We start from the raw sequence: 16,702 nt of genomic DNA, 5'->3' as shown, positions 1-16,702 counted from the left end.
GACCTCACATGTCTGACTTCTCTGGCTTGCCGCTCGTCATCGAACCGAGCGACTTGCTCCCGCGTATCGAGTCGGGCGAACTGATTCTGGTGGACCTGACCAGCCCTGCCCGTTACAACGAGGGCCATATCCCCGGCGCACGCTTTGTCGACCCGAAACGCACCCAGCTCGGCCAGCCGCCGGCGCCAGGCCTGCTGCCGGCCAAAGCCGATCTGGAAGCCCTGTTCGGTGAACTGGGCCACCGCAAAGACGCGGTCTACGTGGTGTATGACGACGAAGGCGGCGGCTGGGCCGGGCGCTTCATCTGGCTGCTCGACGTGATCGGTCACGACAAATACCACTATATAGACGGTGGTCTGCCGGCTTGGCTGGCAGATGGCATGCCGATGTCGATCCAGGTGCCAGCAGCCGTCGGTGGCCCGCTGCCGTTGACCTTGCACGACGAGCCGACTGCCACGCGCGAATATCTGCAAAGCCGTCTCGGTGCTGCCGATCTTGCGATCTGGGATGCACGCGGGCCGCTGGAGTATTCCGGCGAGAAAGTCCTGGCCGCCAAGGGCGGACATATTCCCGGCGCCGTCAATTTCGAATGGACGGCGGGCATGGACAAGGCCCGTCAGCTGCGTATTCGCACCGACATGCCGCAGATCCTCGAAGACCTCGGGATCACCAAGGACAAAGAAATCATTACCCACTGCCAGACCCATCACCGGTCGGGCTTCACTTATCTGGTGGCCAAGTCCCTCGGTTATCCGCGGGTCAAGGGCTACGCCGGTTCCTGGGGCGAATGGGGCAACCACCCTGACACGCCCGTCGAGATTTAAGGTTTTTAAGGACAACTAATGAAAGAGCGTCTGTTTATCCTCAGTCAGTACCTGCTGCCTCATCACCTGCTGTCGCGCCTGGCCGGCTGCGTTGCCGAGTGCCGCGTGCGCTGGTTCAAGAATGCTTTCACCCAGTGGTTCGCCAAGCGCTATCAGGTGGACATGTCGCAAGCGCTGGTCGAAGACCTGACCGCTTATGAGCACTTCAACGCCTTCTTCACCCGCGCCCTGAAAGACGGCGCGCGTCCGCTGGACGAAACCCCGGGCGCGATCCTCAGCCCGGCCGACGGTGCGGTCAGCCAGCTCGGCCCGATCGAGCACGGTCGCGTGTTCCAGGCCAAGGGCCACAGCTTCAGCGTGCTGGAACTGCTCGGCGGTGATGCGGCCAATGCGGCGCCGTTCATGGGCGGCGACTTCGCCACCATTTACCTGTCGCCGAAAGACTACCACCGCGTGCACATGCCGCTGGCCGGCACCCTGCGCGAAATGGTCTACATTCCGGGCCGCATCTTCTCGGTCAACCAGACCACGGCCGAAAACGTGCCGGAGCTGTTCGCCCGTAACGAGCGTGTGGCGTGTATCTTCGACACCGAACGCGGGCCGATGGCCGTGGTGCTGGTTGGCGCGATGATCGTCGCTTCGATCGAAACCGTCTGGGCCGGCCTGGTCACCCCACCGAAGCGTGAACTGAAAACCTTCCGCTACGACGAAGCTGCGCGTGCGCCGATCCATCTGGAAAAAGGCGCGGAACTTGGTCGCTTCAAGCTGGGTTCGACCGCGATCGTGCTGTTCGGGCCGGATCAGGTGAAATGGGCTGAAGAGCTGGCGGCAGGTTCGCCAGTGCAGATGGGCCAAGGCCTGGCACTGCCAAAAGCCTGATTCTCGAAACACACGATCTTTGTAGGAGCTGCCGAAGGCTGCGATCTTTTGATCCAGGTTTTAAATCAAAATCAAAAGATCGCAGCCTGCGGCAGCTCCTACAGATTTCGTCATACCGACGAATCGCGAATTTTGCTGCTATGGTTTTTGGCATGAGCCAGACCATCTCCCCCCCACAACTGCGCGCGCCGACTCCGACTCAGTCGCGCCTGTCGCTCTGCGAAGCCACCCCGCGCGACCTCAAGCGCTGGATTGCCGACCTGCCCAAGGCCAACATCGGCGAAACCGCCCGCCAGTTGTATCAAGGGCTGGGCGAACTCAACCAATTGCTCACTCCCAGCGACAATCGCCTGCAATTGCTCGAATTGCTGCGACCCGAGGTGTATTTCGTCTGCCAGCATCTGGAGCGAAACTTCCTGCATCAGGCGATCATGCTCGACGATCGCTCGCGCAAGATCAGCAATCTTTGTCAGGCGCTGCAAAGTCACTTGGCGATCGGTTACAAACAGATCGTGCTGCGGATTGCGCCGAAGTACAGCAAGGATCGCGCAGCGCTGGTCAGCACGGCCCTGCAACGGGCGGCGCATGCGTTGAAGGGGCAACTGGTTCGCGCCACCCAGCTGTACAGTTCGCCGCCGGAGCATCTGTGGTTTGAATTGCATCAGCTCTATCGCACAGCGTGTGAGTTGCAGCTGCAACAGCGCCGCGTGCATGACGATCTGGCCAGCCTGACCACGGAGCTGAGCCTCGAACAGATCTACATCGCCGCCCTGCTCCTCGGCAGCGCCCGCTGCAATCAACTGCGCCAGAACCAGATCGCCCGGCTCGCCGAAGTGCTTGAACCGTGGAGCGCCCTGCTCAAATTGCACCCCGGCAGTCTCGACAACGGCTTGTTTGCGATCAGCGCCGAACTTGATGTCGGGCCGCGCTACCGCAGCATGTTTCGCAGCGAGCAGCGCGCCGGTTTGCTTGGCTTCGATCCGCAACCACTGGTAAACACCCTCGAAGCGCACTTGCTGCATCAGGACACCTCCAAGCCTCTGCCCGTCCCGACCGGCCTGAGTTTCGACACGCTGCAACATTTACACGCGACGTGGGGCGAAGCGGCCGAACGCAGTTTTCAGCGCACCGTCGGCCAGGGCAATCTGACCGTGTGCGTGGGCATGAGCGCCCTGCACTTCTACCTCGGCGGCGAACGCAGCTTCAGCGACATGCTCAAACATCCCGGCGCCCGCGCAGCGAATTTCAGCACCGCCGTGGCCAAAGGTGAAAAGGACAGCTGGAGTCAGGCCTTCGACGCGGCACCGCAAAACAATGAGCAGTTTCTGCCCTACGAAGAAATCCAGTACGACCACCTCGTCGAAGACGAAAGCAGCGCCGACGCTGCGCCGCACTATCCGACTTACGTGTTGCCAGTGGTCAACCACAGCCCTGGCGGTTACTGCCTGGGCTGGCCAAAGGAAGTGCCCGCCGAATTGCAGGCCGGAGAAATGCTCGGGATTCAAGACAGCGCCAGTCTGGGCTGGAGCATCGCAGTGATTCGCTGGATTCGTCAGCTAGGCGGTGGTGGCACACAAATGGGCATTGAACTGGTGGCGCCGCACGCCCAGCCTTGCGGCCTGCAACTGGTGCGCTCGCGGGACGATCACAGTCAGTATTTGCGCGGATTACTGTTGCCGGAGATCAGCGCGATCGATGTGCCCGCGACGCTACTGGCGCCACGTCTGCCGTTTCAGGAGGGCAGCAAGGTACTGATCAATACCCAGGGCGAAGAACACCGCGCCGGGCTGGATCGGCGGGTGGCGAGTACGCACAGCTTCAATCAGTTTGCCTATCGCTCGCTGGAGGCCGAGCAAAATGGCGGGAGCGAGGAGGACTTTGATTCGTTGTGGAAATCGCTTTAAGTGCCCGCCGATGGATCGGCGGCGCTACCTTCGCGAGCAGGCTCGCTCCCACATTGGAATGCATTTCAACTGTGGGAGCGAGCCTGCTCGCGAAGAGGCCAAGTCAGGCGATAGAGATCTCAGAGCTGCCCGTCGCGATCGCGGAAGCCCAGCAGATACAGAACGCCATCCAGACCCAACGTCGAAATCGCCTGCTTCGCCGACTGCTTGACCAGCGGCTTGGCGCGGAACGCCACGCCCAGTCCGGCAATCGCCAGCATCGGCAGGTCATTGGCGCCATCGCCAACCGCGATGGTCTGCTCCAGACGCAAACCTTCCTTGTGCGCCAGCTCTTTCAACAGATCGGCCTTGCGCTGCGCATCGACAATCGGCTCGATCGCCACGCCGGTGCATTTGCCATCGACCACTTCCAGTTCGTTGGCAAACACATAGTCGATGCCAAGCTTGGCCTGCAATTGCTTGGCGAAATAGGTGAAACCGCCGGACAGGATTGCGGTCTTGTAGCCCAGACGCTTGAGTTCGGCGAACAGCGTCTCGGCGCCCTCGGTCAGACGCAGCGAAGCGCCGATCGAGTCCAGCACGCTGACATCCAGGCCTTTGAGCAAGGCCAGACGCTCTTTGAAGCTGGCGCGGAAATCAAGTTCGCCGGCCATCGCCCGCTCAGTGATTTCCGACACTTGCTCACCAACGCCGGCAGCCTTGGCCAATTCGTCGATGACCTCGGCTTCGATCAGTGTCGAGTCCATGTCGAACACCGCCAGACGACGGTTGCGACGGAACAGCGAATCTTCCTGGAAGGCGATGTCGACGTTCAGCTCCTGAGCCACGCTGAGAAATTCGGCACGCAGCGCCTGCGGATCGGCCGCTTCGCCACGCACGGAAAACTCGATGCAGCCCTTGCCTTTGTCGGCCGGCGTGTCCAGCGGCATACGACCCGACAGACGGTCGATGTGATCGATGTTCAAGCCATATTTGGCGGTGATCGAGCTGACCGCCTGCAATTGGCCGGCGGTCACTTTGCGGGTCAGCAGGGTGACGATGTGGCGCTTTTTGCCCTGATTGCCCACCCATTGCTGGTAATCCTCTTCGGACACCGGGGTGAAGCGCACCTGCTGATCGAGCTCGTAGCCCTTGAACAGGATGTCCTTGAGCACGGATTTACCCTGCTCGGAATCGGGGATCTCAACCAGGATGCCGAACGACAGAGTGTCGTGGATCACCGCCTGACCAATGTCGAGAATGTTCACACCACCTTGTGCCAGAACGCCGGTAATGGCCGCAGTCAGACCCGGACGGTCGACTCCTGTGATGTTAATCAGGACGATTTCGCGCAACGCGCACCCCCGCAACTGGAAAAAAACCGCATTCTACCCACTTTCAGTGACCATCGGGCACCGCGAGCGCTTTGCCGGTCTAGGGCCTGTCGCTATACTGCGCGTCAACTTCACGGACAAAAGAGCCGAGCTCAGTGAACCGGCCCACGCCAGTTAAAACCGATAACTTCTTCCTGCTGATCTTCCGTGCACTGCGCCACCGCCGTGTACCGATTGCATTGCGCATTGCCAGCCATAACGTGATCCTGGTCGCTCTGGCCCTGGTGATCTATGCCGGCGTGATGGGTTTGCAATTCAAGCAGGCCATGCACCAGCAGGCCGATGCGCTGGGCGAAAGCCTGACCACGCAGACCGCGACCTCTGCTACGGAGCTGTTGGTGTCCAACGACATCCTCAGCCTCAACGTGCTGCTCAACAACCTGACCAAGAACAAACTGGTGGCCCATGCGGCGATCTACAGCGTGGATAACCGCATCCTCGCCGAGTCCGGTCAGCGGCCCAAGCACAGCCTGCTGGGCGAAGCCGAAGGCATGTACGAGAGCAAGATCACTTTCCAGGACGTGACTGCCGGGCAACTGCGCATCAGCCTGGACATGGATCAGTTCCAGCAGCCGATGACCATCAGCCTGCAAAGCATGGGCATTCTCAGCGGGATCCTGTTGGCGCTGTCGCTGGCCCTGAGCCTGCGTATGGGCCGCTACCTGTCGACGCCGCTGCTGCAATTGCGCGTCTGGCTGCGCCGCATCGACGAACACACGCCAGGCATTGATCGTCAGGATGAAATCGGCGACCTGGCGCGTCAGCTGCACGCCAATTACGCGCCGGAGCCTGCACCTGAGCCGGAACCTGAGTTCGAGGACGAAGAAGACGAGCCGGAATTCGAGGTGCGCAACTTGCGTGATCCGAGTTTCGACGAAACCCGTCCGATGGCCGCGCAGAAGCCGGCGCCGCGACATCTGGTCAGCACCGTCGAAGACGATGATGACGATGACGCATTCGCCGACCTGCGCGACGAATCGCTCAATGGCGCGCCACAACCCGTCGTCCGCCAACCGTCGCCAAGCGTGCCGCAGCACACTGCCGTGCTGGCCGTGCAACTGGGCTCGCAGGAACAACTGCGTCGCTTGCCCCGGGCACGTCTGGAAGAATTGCAGGAACGTTATCGCGACTGTCTCGATCAGGCCGCTTCGCTGTATCAGGGCGAAATCGAAACCCTGAACGATGGCAGCACGCTGATGCTGTTCCACACCGAAGACAGCGGTGATGATTACCTGACCAACGCCATTTGCTGTGGCGAGTTGCTGCGGGCGCTGGGCCACCAGTTGCAGATTGAGGTCGCGGACAGCGGCATCACCCTGCAATTGCAGCTGGGCCTGACCCTGGGGGATGAGCTGTTCGGGTTGAGCCAGATTGATTTGCTGCTGACTGATTCGGCGCAGGATGCCTTGGCCTTGTCGCAGCACAGCCGTAATCTGCTGCTGGTTGAGCGCAAGATCAGTGACGATGCACTGATCCGTCAGCGTGCGCGGATCCGCCCGATTGCCAGCCCTGAGGGGGCTTGCTGCGTGGAGCGGTTGATGGAGCCTTATCCGTCGATGCTGGAACGGCAACTGGCGCGGATGCATGAGCGTCGGGCGTAAGCTCCAGGCCTGAAACACAGAAGCCCGCAGACAAGCGATTGTCTGCGGGCTTCTTTGTGGTCGGCGTTATCGAGATTGCAAGCACACTGAAAAGCCCCTCACCCTAGCCCTCTCCCACAGGGAGAGGGAACCGATCCGGGAATATTGAAGACCTACAGCGACTTGAACGCCCAGCTGTGAATCCATAACCGCCACGCGCTTGCAGGTCGATGTATAGCGCCAGACACCTCGGTCAGTCCCCTTTCCTTCCGGGAGAGGGGACTGACCCGGGGATATTCCAGAGCCACACCGACCTGCCCCTGCCCTACGGAACCCATAATCGCCAAGCTCTTTCAGGTCGATGTATAGCGCCAGACACCTCGGTCGGCTCCCTCTCCCTCGGGGAGAGGGCTGGGGAGAGGGGCTTTTGATCTTTCACGCAGAACCCCAGACACAACAAAGCCCGCACAAGGCGGGCTCTGTTCTGACTCGATCCAGGTTAGAAGCGGAACACTTCCATGTCCGTCCGAATCGGCGAAGCCATCGGAATCTTCGGCTGCTTTTCAGCTTCCGCCGCTGGCGCGGCCGGTTTCGGTGCCGATTTACGCGGCGCCTCGGCCACCGGAGGCTGATTGGCCAGCGGTTTCAACGCCACCGACAACTGCTCGGCCAGACGCTGCAGCAAAATCCCCTGTGCCTGCACCTGGGAAGCCGTGCTGCCGGCATGCAGCTCTTGCAGATGCACGATGCGGTTATCGCGCACCTGACCACGACGGTCGATCAAACGCCATTGCGCATCGAGGATCGCCGGTTGTTTCTGGCCAGAGTCCAGACGCGTGATGGTCAACAACACCTGCACATCCGGAGTGAACCCGGTTGTGGCCGGTGCCAGCACCACACGCTGGCTGTCCAGATGGCCAGCGACCTGACGCATCAGCAACTGATCGATATCCGACGAAAGGCTGCCAGCCCAACGACCGTCGGTCGCCGCTTGCAGACTGCCGTCCGGTTGACGTTGCAGCAATGTCTCACGTTGCAGGTAATCAGCTACGACTACCGGACCCAACAAAACCGCCATGCCTGCGCTTTGCGCAGGCTGAACCGGACTTCCGCTGTCCAGTTGATACAGCGACACCGGCTGGTGAACGCTGCAACCCGCCAGGCCCAAAACGCCGGCGAGCAGGAAAATAAGGGGGCGCAGAGCTGTCATCATCCCGTCCAGGTGGCCGCCACAAGGCTGACCACAGTGAAAATACTCAATAAATATGAAGAACGCTCGGCCACGCCGGCGCTTGGAAAGGCCATATCATCCGTGAATATGCGTTCCGACTCCAGCGCCAAAGCGTCGATCTACGCGTTAAATCGTGGATCGACGCCTCTAGGACGCCTAATTGAGGTTTTCGACGAGCAGCGCATCCACTCTCTGGAAGCCCCTTGGAAGCTTGTTGCCACGACGTCCACGCTCACCTTTATAGTGTTCGAGGTCGTCGGCCTTCAGCGACAGGGTGCGTTTTCCGGCCTGCAGCACCAGAGTGGCGCCTTCCGGAAGTACGGCGATGTCCGTGACATATTCTTCGCGACTGGCCACACGCTCACCGGAAATACCGATGATCTTGTTGCCTTTGCCCTTACCTAATTGTGGCAGATCGCTGATTTTGAAGATCAGCAGGCGACCTTCGGTCGTGACCGAGGCCAGCCAGTTGTGATCACGATCGGCCACCGGACGCGGCGCGATGACTTTGGCGTTGTTCGGCAGGCTCAACAGGGCTTTACCGGCCTTGTTCTTGGCTTGCAGGTCTTCGCCTTTGACCACGAAACCGTAACCGGCGTCGGAGGCGATCACGTACAACGCATCGTCTTCCGGCATCAGCACACACTCGAACGAGGCGCCCGGCGGCGGCGTCAGGCGACCGGTCAACGGTTCGCCCTGACCACGGGCCGACGGCAAGGTGTGCGCGGCGACCGAATAGCTGCGGCCGGTGGAGTCAATAACCACCGCTGACTGGTTGGAACGCCCCGCCGCCGAGGTCTTGAAGCCGTCGCCAGCCTTGTACGACAGGCCGGTGGCGTCGATGTCATGACCTTTGGCCGAACGGATCCAGCCTTTTTCCGAGAGGACGACGGTGACTTTCTCGTTCGGCAGCAGATCGTGCTCGGTCAACGCTTTGGCTTCGGTACGCTCAACGATTGGCGAACGACGATCGTCGCCATAGGTTTCGGCATCCTTGATCAGCTCGGTACGCACCAGTTTTTTCAGCTTGGCTTCGCTGCCCAGCAGCGCTTGCAGCTTGGCTTGTTCCTTGAGCAGTTCATCCTGTTCGTCGCGCAGCTTCATCTCCTCCAGTCGCGCCAACTGACGCAGACGGGTGTCGAGGATGTAGTCGGCCTGAATTTCGCTGAGGGCGAAACGCTCGATCAGCTTGGCTTTCGGGTGTTCCTCGGTGCGGATGATGTGGATCACTTCATCGAGGTTGAGGTAGGCAATCAACAAACCGTCCAACAGGTGCAGGCGACGCTCGACCTTGTCGAGGCGGAATTGCAGGCGGCGACGCACGGTCAGCACGCGGAATTCCAGCCATTCGACCAGCAACGCACGCAGGTTTTTCAGCTGTGGTTTGCCGTCCAGACCGATGATGTTGACGTTGACCCGGTAGGTCGACTCCAGCTCGGTGCTGGCGAACAAGTGTTGCATCAGCGCGTCGTGATCGACACGGCTGTTGACCGGAATGATCACGATGCGGCACGGGTTTTCGTGGTCGGACTCGTCGCGCAGGTCAGCGATCTGCGGGGCTTTTGATGGTTTCGCCTGCATCAGCGCGGCGATCTGCTCCAACACTTTGGCACCTGACACCTGGTGCGGCAGCGCGGTGACGATGATGTCGCCGTCCTCGACGTGGTACACGGCGCGCATGCGCACCGAGCCCTTGCCGGTTTCGTACATCTTCAGCAGGTCGGCGCGCGGCGTGATGATTTCCGCTTCGGTCGGATAGTCCGGGCCCTGAATGTGTTCGCAGAGCTGCTCGACCGTGGCTTTCGGCTCATCCAGCAGACGCACACACGCGGTGGCGACTTCGCGCAGGTTGTGTGGCGGCACGTCGGTGGCCATGCCCACGGCGATGCCGGTGGTGCCGTTGAGCAGAATGTTCGGCAGGCGCGCCGGCAGCACCAGCGGCTCCTGCAGAGTGCCGTCGAAGTTCGGGCCCCAGTCGGCAGTGCCTTGGCCCAGTTCGCTGAGCAGAACTTCGGAATAACGCGACAAGCGCGCTTCGGTGTAACGCATGGCGGCAAAGGACTTCGGATCGTCCGGCGCACCCCAGTTACCCTGGCCGTCGACCAGCGTGTAGCGATAGCTGAACGGCTGGGCCATCAGCACCATCGCTTCGTAGCACGCCGAGTCGCCGTGCGGATGGAACTTGCCGAGCACGTCACCGACGGTACGCGCCGATTTCTTGTGCTTGGAGTCGGCGTCCAGGCCCAACTCGCTCATGGCGTAGACGATACGCCGCTGTACCGGTTTCAGGCCGTCGCCGATATGCGGCAAGGCACGGTCCATGATCACGTACATGGAGTAGTTGAGGTAGGCACTTTCGGTGAAGTCAGCCAGCGAGCGGCGTTCTACACCGTCCAGGCTGAGATCAAGGGGATTGCTCATGCAGGCCTCATCGGTTCGTTGTCTGGCGCAGCAGCATGGTGCCACCGCGCTGAGTAAATTCAAGTTTGTTCAGGGCGCTCATGCCGAGCAACACCTGATCGCCATGCAGCCCCGGCGCCACCAGTGCGCGGACGTCGCGCAGCATGATGTCGCCCAGTTGCAGGCGGTCGATTTTGGTCCGGTAGCCCTGGCTCAGGCCATTAGCCGTGCTCAGGGTCACTCCGAAACCTTCTTCCAGCTTCAAACGTTTGGCCAGATCCGCCGGGATCGCCACATCGGTCGCACCGGTGTCGAGCATGAACTCCACCGGCTCACCGTTGATCTGACCACTGGCGACAAAATGCCCTTGGGCATTGCCGGCCAGTTTCACCTCGATAAACCCTTCACCCTGCTCCGAGCTGACTACCACGTTCGGATTCTGCTGGCGTTGCTCCCACTGGCCAAAGAACCGCGTCGCGAGGAACAGCGCCGCGCACCACGCCAGAATCATCAGCACCCGACCGGCGCGCTTGCCCGGCGGTTGCTGGCTCATGGCTTGGCGTTCCAGCCACCGTCAGGCGCGGCGAAGCGCCAGACGATCGGGCGAACCTCACCATCGGCCCGCGGGCCAAAATTATTGTCGACGCCTACCCATGCACCATCAGCGTCAACGATCAGCGCCTCTTCCAACCCGAAGTTCTGCGAGTAACGGCGGTTGGCCTGCAACAGTTCAGCGGCGTACGACCAGCAGCGCTCGACCTTGGCGGTCTGCGCATCGCGCCGGCAAATCTGGAAGGCGTTGCGCTCAAGGGTAAACAGTTTGCCGTTGAACAACGAAAGGTCAGAAAAGTCCCGATGAACAGCTTTGGCCCTGGGGAACTGCGACGGCTGCATCTCCTTGCCACCCTCACTGAGCAGCACGCAACGACCGTCGCAATCCCACACCGTCTGCTGGCGCTTGATCAGCAGCAAGCCACGGCTTTGTCGCTCGGCGGCCAGCCACATCTGATCGCCCGCCGGGCTGATCGCCAGGCCTTCGAAGATCGCATTGAAATGCAGGAGCATGCCGCTGGCCCGCGCTTCGCGAACCATCATCGGCGAGATCTTCAGCCAGTTGACCGGGCCGCTGACGGGCACCTGCAAGACTGCCGCATGTCCCTCGCTGACAATGTAGCGATTGCCGGCGCTGTCGCAGCTGATGCCCTCGAAATCCAGATCGCCACCGCGCACGAACGACGCGGCCCAATTGCGCGAGCGCAACCCCCACGGCAAACCGGTCTCAGGCACCAGGGGTACGTCTATGTGCAAGGCTTCGGCCTGCCAGACCTGATCGGCGGTATTGAGCCGATAGATCTGATCGTCATCGCGGTCCGACACCGTCCACAACTCGCTGCCACACATGGCCAGCCCCGACAGGTTACCGCCGCGCATGCCCTCGACCGGGTGCCCGGAGAGCACGCGCAACTCCTGCAACGGCTCGGCCGACACATTCATTGCACTCAGCAGCAACGCACCCGCCAAGGCCCAGCCAAACCGCATCAGGCCAGCACCTCGGCGAGGTTGCCTTTGGATTCGAGCCAGGTCTTGCGGTCACCGGCGCGTTTCTTCGCCAGCAGCATGTCCATCATTTCCGAGGTTTCGGCAAAATCTTCGCCCAGCGTCAGTTGCACCAGGCGCCGCGTGTTCGGGTCCATGGTAGTTTCACGCAGCTGCGGCGGGTTCATTTCACCCAGACCTTTGAATCGGGTGACCTGTGGTTTGCCGCGTTTCTTCTCGGCGACCAGACGGTCGAGAATGCCGTCACGTTCGGCTTCGTCGAGGGCGTAGTAGATCTCTTTGCCCAAGTCGATGCGGTACAGCGGCGGCATCGCCACGTAAACGTGACCGGCATCCACCAGCGGGCGGAAATGCTGGACGAACAATGCGCAGAGCAAGGTCGCGATGTGCAGACCGTCGGAGTCGGCGTCGGCGAGGATGCAGATCTTGCCGTAGCGCAGCTGGCTCATGTCCGCCGCGCCCGGATCGACACCGATGGCCACGGCAATGTTGTGCACTTCCTGACTGGCCAGCACTTCGCTGCCATCGACCTCCCAAGTGTTGAGGATCTTGCCGCGCAACGGCAGGATCGCCTGGAATTCCTTGTCCCGCGCTTGCTTGGCGGAACCGCCGGCGGAATCACCTTCGACCAGGAACAGTTCGGAACGCATCGGGTCCTGACCGGCGCAATCCGCCAGTTTGCCCGGCAATGCCGGGCCTTGGGTCACGCGTTTGCGCTCGACCTTTTTGCTCGCCTTGAGACGACGGCCGGCGTTGTTGATCGCCAGTTCCGCCAGCGCCAGACCGGTTTCCGGGTTGGCGTTGAGCCACAGGCTGAACGCATCCTTGACCACACCGGAAACGAACGCCGCCGCTTCACGGGACGACAGACGCTCTTTGGTCTGGCCAGAGAATTGCGGCTCCTGCATTTTCATCGACAGGACGAACGCGATGCGCTCCCAGACGTCTTCCGGCGCCAGCTTGACGCCGCGCGGCAACAGGCTGCGGAATTCGCAGAATTCACGCATGGCATCGAGCAGGCCCTGACGCAAACCGTTGACGTGGGTACCGCCCTGCGCGGTCGGGATCAGGTTGACGTAGCTTTCCTGTACTGCGTCGCCACCTTCTGGCAGCCACAGCAGCGCCCAGTCAACCGCTTCTTTATTACCAGCGAAAGCGCCGCAGAACGGCTCGTCCGGCAGGCGTTCGAACTCGCTGACGGCGTCGACCAGATAGGAGCGCAGGCCGTCTTCGTAATGCCACTCGACTTTCTCGCCGGTGCCTTTGTCTTCAAAGCTGACCAGCAGCCCCGGGCACAAAACGGCCTTGGCCTTGAGCACGTGCTTGAGGCGGCTGATGGAGAATTTTGGTGAGTCGAAGTATTTCGGATCCGGCGCGAAGTACACGCTGGTACCAGTGTTGCGCTTGCCGACGGAGCCAACGATTTCCAGTTCCGAGGCTTTGAAGCCGTCGTTGAAAGTCATCTGGTATTCGTTGCCGTCACGCTTGACGCGCACGCGCACTTCCGTCGACAAGGCGTTGACCACGGAAATACCCACGCCGTGCAGACCGCCGGAGAACTGGTAGTTCTTGTTGGAAAACTTGCCGCCTGCGTGGAGCTTGGTGAGGATCAGCTCAACGCCCGAAACGCCCTCTTCCGGGTGAATGTCGACCGGCATGCCACGGCCGTCGTCGCTGACTTCCAGCGAATGGTCGGCGTGGAGGATGACCTGCACCGATCTGGCGTGGCCGGCCAGGGCTTCGTCGACGCTGTTGTCGATGACTTCCTGGGCGAGGTGGTTCGGCCGACTGGTGTCGGTGTACATGCCGGGGCGTTTGCGCACCGGGTCGAGGCCCGAGAGGACTTCGATGGCGTCGGCGTTATAAGAGCTAGCGCTGGGAGTGGCCATAGGGTCTCGTCGTCAGTCATTCATGAAATAGGGGCAAGACTTCACAGTGCGGTGAAATCGATTGCCTGATACACATCGGCGCCAATGCCGGCAAAACTCAGCAACGCCGGCAATTGCCCGGCAAAACCCTGAAAACTGTGATCGCCGCCGGCCTGAATGCGCAAGGCACAGGCGCGGTAATACTGCTGGGCGAGGCGATAATCCAGTGTTTCATCGCCGGTCTGCAACCACACCTGATAGCGCTGCGCATCCTGAGGCGCCGACACTTCCAGTTCGGCCAGAGCGGTGACGTGGTCGTGGGTCAATTCCCAGGTTTCATCGGTATACAGGTTTTTCTGTGTGCCCAGATAGCCGTCGAACATCCGGTGCGGGCTGACCGCCGGGTTCACCAGCAGGGCTTTCAGGCCATGGCGCTCGGCCAAGTGAGTCGCATAGTAGCCGCCGAGTGAGCTTCCCACCAGCAGCGGGCTGCCCAGCTCGGCGATTGCTTGCTCCAACTGACCGATGGCTTCGCGCGGATGGTGATGCAGCGCCGGAACACGCAGTTTGTCGCTCAAGCCCAGCCGCTCCATCACCGCGACCAGCTGACAGGCCTTTTTCGAGGCCGGGGCGCTGTTGAAACCGTGGATATAGAGGATCGAACCGGACATTTGAGCTCCCTGGGTGTCGGTTTGGGTTTGCGGAGTTTACAGGGAGAGAAGAGCGGATTGGGGGTGGTTTCGAGAAATTGGTCATTCAACAGGGGCGGCCCTCACCCTAGCCCTCTCCCAAAGGGAGAGGGGACTGAATGGGGAATATTCAAGAACTACACCGACCTGAAAGTGATTGGGCGAATCCATAATCGACTCGGTATTTCAGGTCGGCGCATGACGCAATACACCTCGGTCGGCTCCCTCTCCCTCCGGGAGAGGGCTGGGCGGGCGGCGTTCCGATGAGGGGCTTTTTGATTGGCAATCAGTAACCGTCAGAGCCGTAATCGACTGTGAACTCGAATCCAGTCACGCGCTCAACCCCCGTTTCCAACCGCCCATCCGGCAACAACCGCAACCAGCGATACCCCGGCGCCTGCTCCCCCACCTTGAAGTCCTCACTCCCCGGCTCAAACTGAATGCACGTCGAGGGCGAAGCCATCAAGCGCACGCCGTTACGCTCGCGATCAATCTCTTGATGCACATGCCCCCACAACACCGCGCGTGCCTGTGGAAAGCGATCCAGCACCTCGAAAAACGCCTCGGGATTGCGCAAGCCAATCGGTTCCATCCACGCGCAACCGATCGACACCGGATGATGGTGAAAGCACACCAGATGATGACGCTCCGGCGCTTCGCTCAGCGAGCGGGCCAGCAGTTGCAGTTGATCGTCCTGCAAATACCCCGGCACCGAACCCGGCACCGCCGAATCCAGCAGCGTCACGCGCCAGTTACCGATATCGACTACCGACTCCAGCAACGCGCTCTGCACGGCGGCCTGGGCCATGATCATCGGTTCGTCGTGATTGCCGGGAATCCACCGCGCCGGGGCAGCGATCTGCGCGCTCATCTGGCGGAACTGCTGATACGACTCCAGCGTGCCATCCTGGGAGATATCACCGGTGGCCAGAATCAGGTCGATCTGCGGCTGCTGCCCCAGCACCAACTCGATGACCTTTTGCAGGCTATCGCGGGTGTTCATGCCCAACAGCGTGCCATCCGCTTCAGCGAATAAATGGCTGTCGGACAACTGCACCAGCAACGCCGGATCGGCGGGGGTCAACGTGGATACGCTCGGCAAGGCGTTCTCCCAAGGCAAAAGCACGGAATCGATCAAGTGCCGCAATTATGCTGGGGGATCAGTGAAAGAGGAAACCGCCGAACCGGACGCAGTTCACAACTAGCGTACGACTTCGTACTCGTGCCCCAACGCCAGGCAATGACTCAGCCATTCCCCCAGGAACAGATTGAGCTGAGCCTTTTCATCCGGCTGATGCATCGCGGCGTTCGGGTAAGGATAGATGCCGCGAAAGCGTCGTGCATGTTCGGCGCTGACTACCTCAGCCATGCGTGCATCGTGATAGACCTGCACTTCCAGTTGCGGCACCGGCAGCCATGGCAGGCTGTGTTCCTGGCGCACCTGCAAAGTAGTGGTGTACGGACAGGTTTGCAGTACTTCGAGGGCAAGCACGCCGAGCATCTGCTCGCCCTGGGTCACGGCGATGCGCCGCGCCTCGGGCTCGTTGCGCATGTCCGGGACCAGTCGCATCAGGCGCGCGTAGTTGGCCTCGCAGGCGGCTTGCAGCCCTACGAGGTCGACTCGATAGCGATCGCGCAACTTGTTTACGACCATAACCCCCTCACTTCGGCGCGGTTCAGCGCCAGCCACTGCAAAGCGATGATGCTCGCCGCGTTGGCAATGCGTCCGTCACGGACGGCCTGCAAGGCATCTTCAAAAGCCCAGACCGTGACGCGGATATCTTCTGCCTCTTCTTCCAGGCCATGCAGGCCGCCAACGCCGTCAGTGCTGCAACGCCCCAGATACAAATGCACGAACTCGTTGCTGCCGCCCGGCGACGGGAAATATTTGGTCATCGGCCACAAGGCCTTGATGTCCAGCCCAGCTTCCTCCTGCGCCTCGCGGTGAGCAACTTCTTCCGGTTGCTCATCCTTGTCGATCAGACCAGCGACCAGTTCGACCAGCCAAGGATTGTCGGTCTTGCCCATGGCACCGACGCGGAATTGCTCGATCAGCACCACTTCATCGCGCTGCGGATCGTACGGCAGCACACACACGGCATCATGGCGGACAAACACTTCACGGTTGATCTCGCGACTCATGCCACCGGCGAACAGTTCATGGCGCAGGTGCACACGATCGAGCTTGTAAAAGCCCTCGTAGCATTTTTCGCGCCGCACGATATCGACAGCGGTCGGAATGGCGTTGGCAAAATCAGTCATGAGCATCCTCTTTACTGCAGATCCATTACGAGTTGCCGCTTGTTACTGGCAACCTCGACTTCGCGCCATCCTAACGCGCCCGTACCGTTTGATGCAGCCCCTTTACCGTCAGCGGGATGGACGGTGGAGGCGAAA

The 16,702-nt window shown here is 61.0% G+C and carries 14 protein-coding genes; 4 read left to right on the top strand and 10 right to left on the bottom strand.

Annotated elements, in window-relative coordinates:
- Nucleotides 1–8: 8 nt before the first annotated feature.
- The 3 genes from rhdA (at nt 9) to ACRRSD_RS17940 (ending at nt 3,607) form a co-directional block, all read left to right on the top strand.
- Complete coding sequence (gene rhdA, locus ACRRSD_RS17950) at nt 9–824, top strand: thiosulfate sulfurtransferase (RefSeq protein WP_435034501.1); 816 nt, start codon at nt 9–11, stop codon at nt 822–824.
- Nucleotides 825–842: 18 nt separating this feature from the next.
- A complete protein-coding gene (gene asd / locus ACRRSD_RS17945; protein WP_007915786.1) occupies nt 843–1,703 on the top strand; it encodes an archaetidylserine decarboxylase in 861 nt (286 codons plus the stop codon).
- Nucleotides 1,704–1,855: 152 nt separating this feature from the next.
- Entirely contained in the window at nt 1,856–3,607 is a 1,752-nt protein-coding gene (locus ACRRSD_RS17940) for a molecular chaperone (protein ID WP_435034499.1), read from the top strand.
- Nucleotides 3,608–3,726: 119 nt separating this feature from the next.
- Here the strand turns inward: ACRRSD_RS17940 and serB are convergent, their stop codons facing one another.
- On the bottom strand, nt 3,727–4,941 hold the full coding sequence (gene serB, locus ACRRSD_RS17935) for a phosphoserine phosphatase SerB (protein ID WP_008079219.1): 1,215 nt from the start codon (nt 4,939–4,941) through the stop codon (nt 3,727–3,729).
- Nucleotides 4,942–5,075: 134 nt separating this feature from the next.
- Here serB and ACRRSD_RS17930 point away from each other — a divergent pair, with 134 nt between their 5' ends.
- On the top strand, nt 5,076–6,581 hold the full coding sequence (locus ACRRSD_RS17930) for an AhpA/YtjB family protein (protein ID WP_007915782.1): 1,506 nt from the start codon (nt 5,076–5,078) through the stop codon (nt 6,579–6,581).
- Between the two features lie 478 nt (nt 6,582–7,059).
- Here ACRRSD_RS17930 and ACRRSD_RS17925 read toward each other — a convergent pair whose 3' ends face one another.
- The 9 genes from ACRRSD_RS17925 to ACRRSD_RS17885 form a co-directional block, all read right to left on the bottom strand.
- Nucleotides 7,060–7,770 carry a PqiC family protein gene (locus tag ACRRSD_RS17925; RefSeq protein WP_007915780.1) on the bottom strand — a complete coding sequence of 237 codons (711 nt, stop codon included), beginning with the start codon at nt 7,768–7,770 and terminating at the stop codon, nt 7,060–7,062.
- A gap of 177 nt (nt 7,771–7,947) precedes the next feature.
- The gene (gene parC, locus ACRRSD_RS17920; protein ID WP_435034498.1) at nt 7,948–10,212 is read right to left on the bottom strand and encodes a DNA topoisomerase IV subunit A; all 2,265 of its coding nucleotides are present in this window, start codon (nt 10,210–10,212) and stop codon (nt 7,948–7,950) included.
- 7 nt (nt 10,213–10,219) lie between these two features.
- Nucleotides 10,220–10,744: a retropepsin-like aspartic protease family protein gene (locus tag ACRRSD_RS17915; protein WP_435034497.1), complete on the bottom strand. Its 525-nt coding sequence runs from the start codon at nt 10,742–10,744 to the stop codon at nt 10,220–10,222.
- A complete protein-coding gene (locus ACRRSD_RS17910; RefSeq protein ID WP_435034496.1) occupies nt 10,741–11,730 on the bottom strand; it encodes an esterase-like activity of phytase family protein in 990 nt (329 codons plus the stop codon). Before ACRRSD_RS17910 ends, ACRRSD_RS17915 begins: the two co-directional genes overlap by 4 nt.
- Nucleotides 11,730–13,637: a DNA topoisomerase IV subunit B gene (gene parE, locus ACRRSD_RS17905; RefSeq protein ID WP_435034495.1), complete on the bottom strand. Its 1,908-nt coding sequence runs from the start codon at nt 13,635–13,637 to the stop codon at nt 11,730–11,732. Before parE ends, ACRRSD_RS17910 begins: the two co-directional genes overlap by 1 nt.
- Before the next feature lie 41 nt (nt 13,638–13,678).
- Nucleotides 13,679–14,287, bottom strand: a complete 609-nt coding sequence (locus ACRRSD_RS17900; RefSeq protein WP_435034493.1) for a YqiA/YcfP family alpha/beta fold hydrolase — start codon at nt 14,285–14,287, stop codon at nt 13,679–13,681.
- A 304-nt stretch (nt 14,288–14,591) separates the two neighbouring features.
- The gene (gene cpdA, locus ACRRSD_RS17895) at nt 14,592–15,407 is read right to left on the bottom strand and encodes a 3',5'-cyclic-AMP phosphodiesterase (RefSeq protein WP_435034492.1); all 816 of its coding nucleotides are present in this window, start codon (nt 15,405–15,407) and stop codon (nt 14,592–14,594) included.
- A 99-nt stretch (nt 15,408–15,506) separates the two neighbouring features.
- A complete protein-coding gene (locus ACRRSD_RS17890; protein WP_034151669.1) occupies nt 15,507–15,959 on the bottom strand; it encodes a DUF1249 domain-containing protein in 453 nt (150 codons plus the stop codon).
- A complete protein-coding gene (locus tag ACRRSD_RS17885; RefSeq protein WP_435034490.1) occupies nt 15,950–16,567 on the bottom strand; it encodes an NUDIX domain-containing protein in 618 nt (205 codons plus the stop codon). The genes ACRRSD_RS17890 and ACRRSD_RS17885 overlap by 10 nt, the downstream gene beginning before the upstream one ends.
- Nucleotides 16,568–16,702 lie beyond the last annotated feature (135 nt).

It is taken from the genome of Pseudomonas neuropathica (assembly GCF_051174785.1).
GTDB lineage: Bacteria > Pseudomonadota > Gammaproteobacteria > Pseudomonadales > Pseudomonadaceae > Aquipseudomonas > Aquipseudomonas neuropathica_A.
Note: the sequence above shows the minus strand (reverse complement) of the source record. Positions and strands in the feature narration are given on the sequence as shown.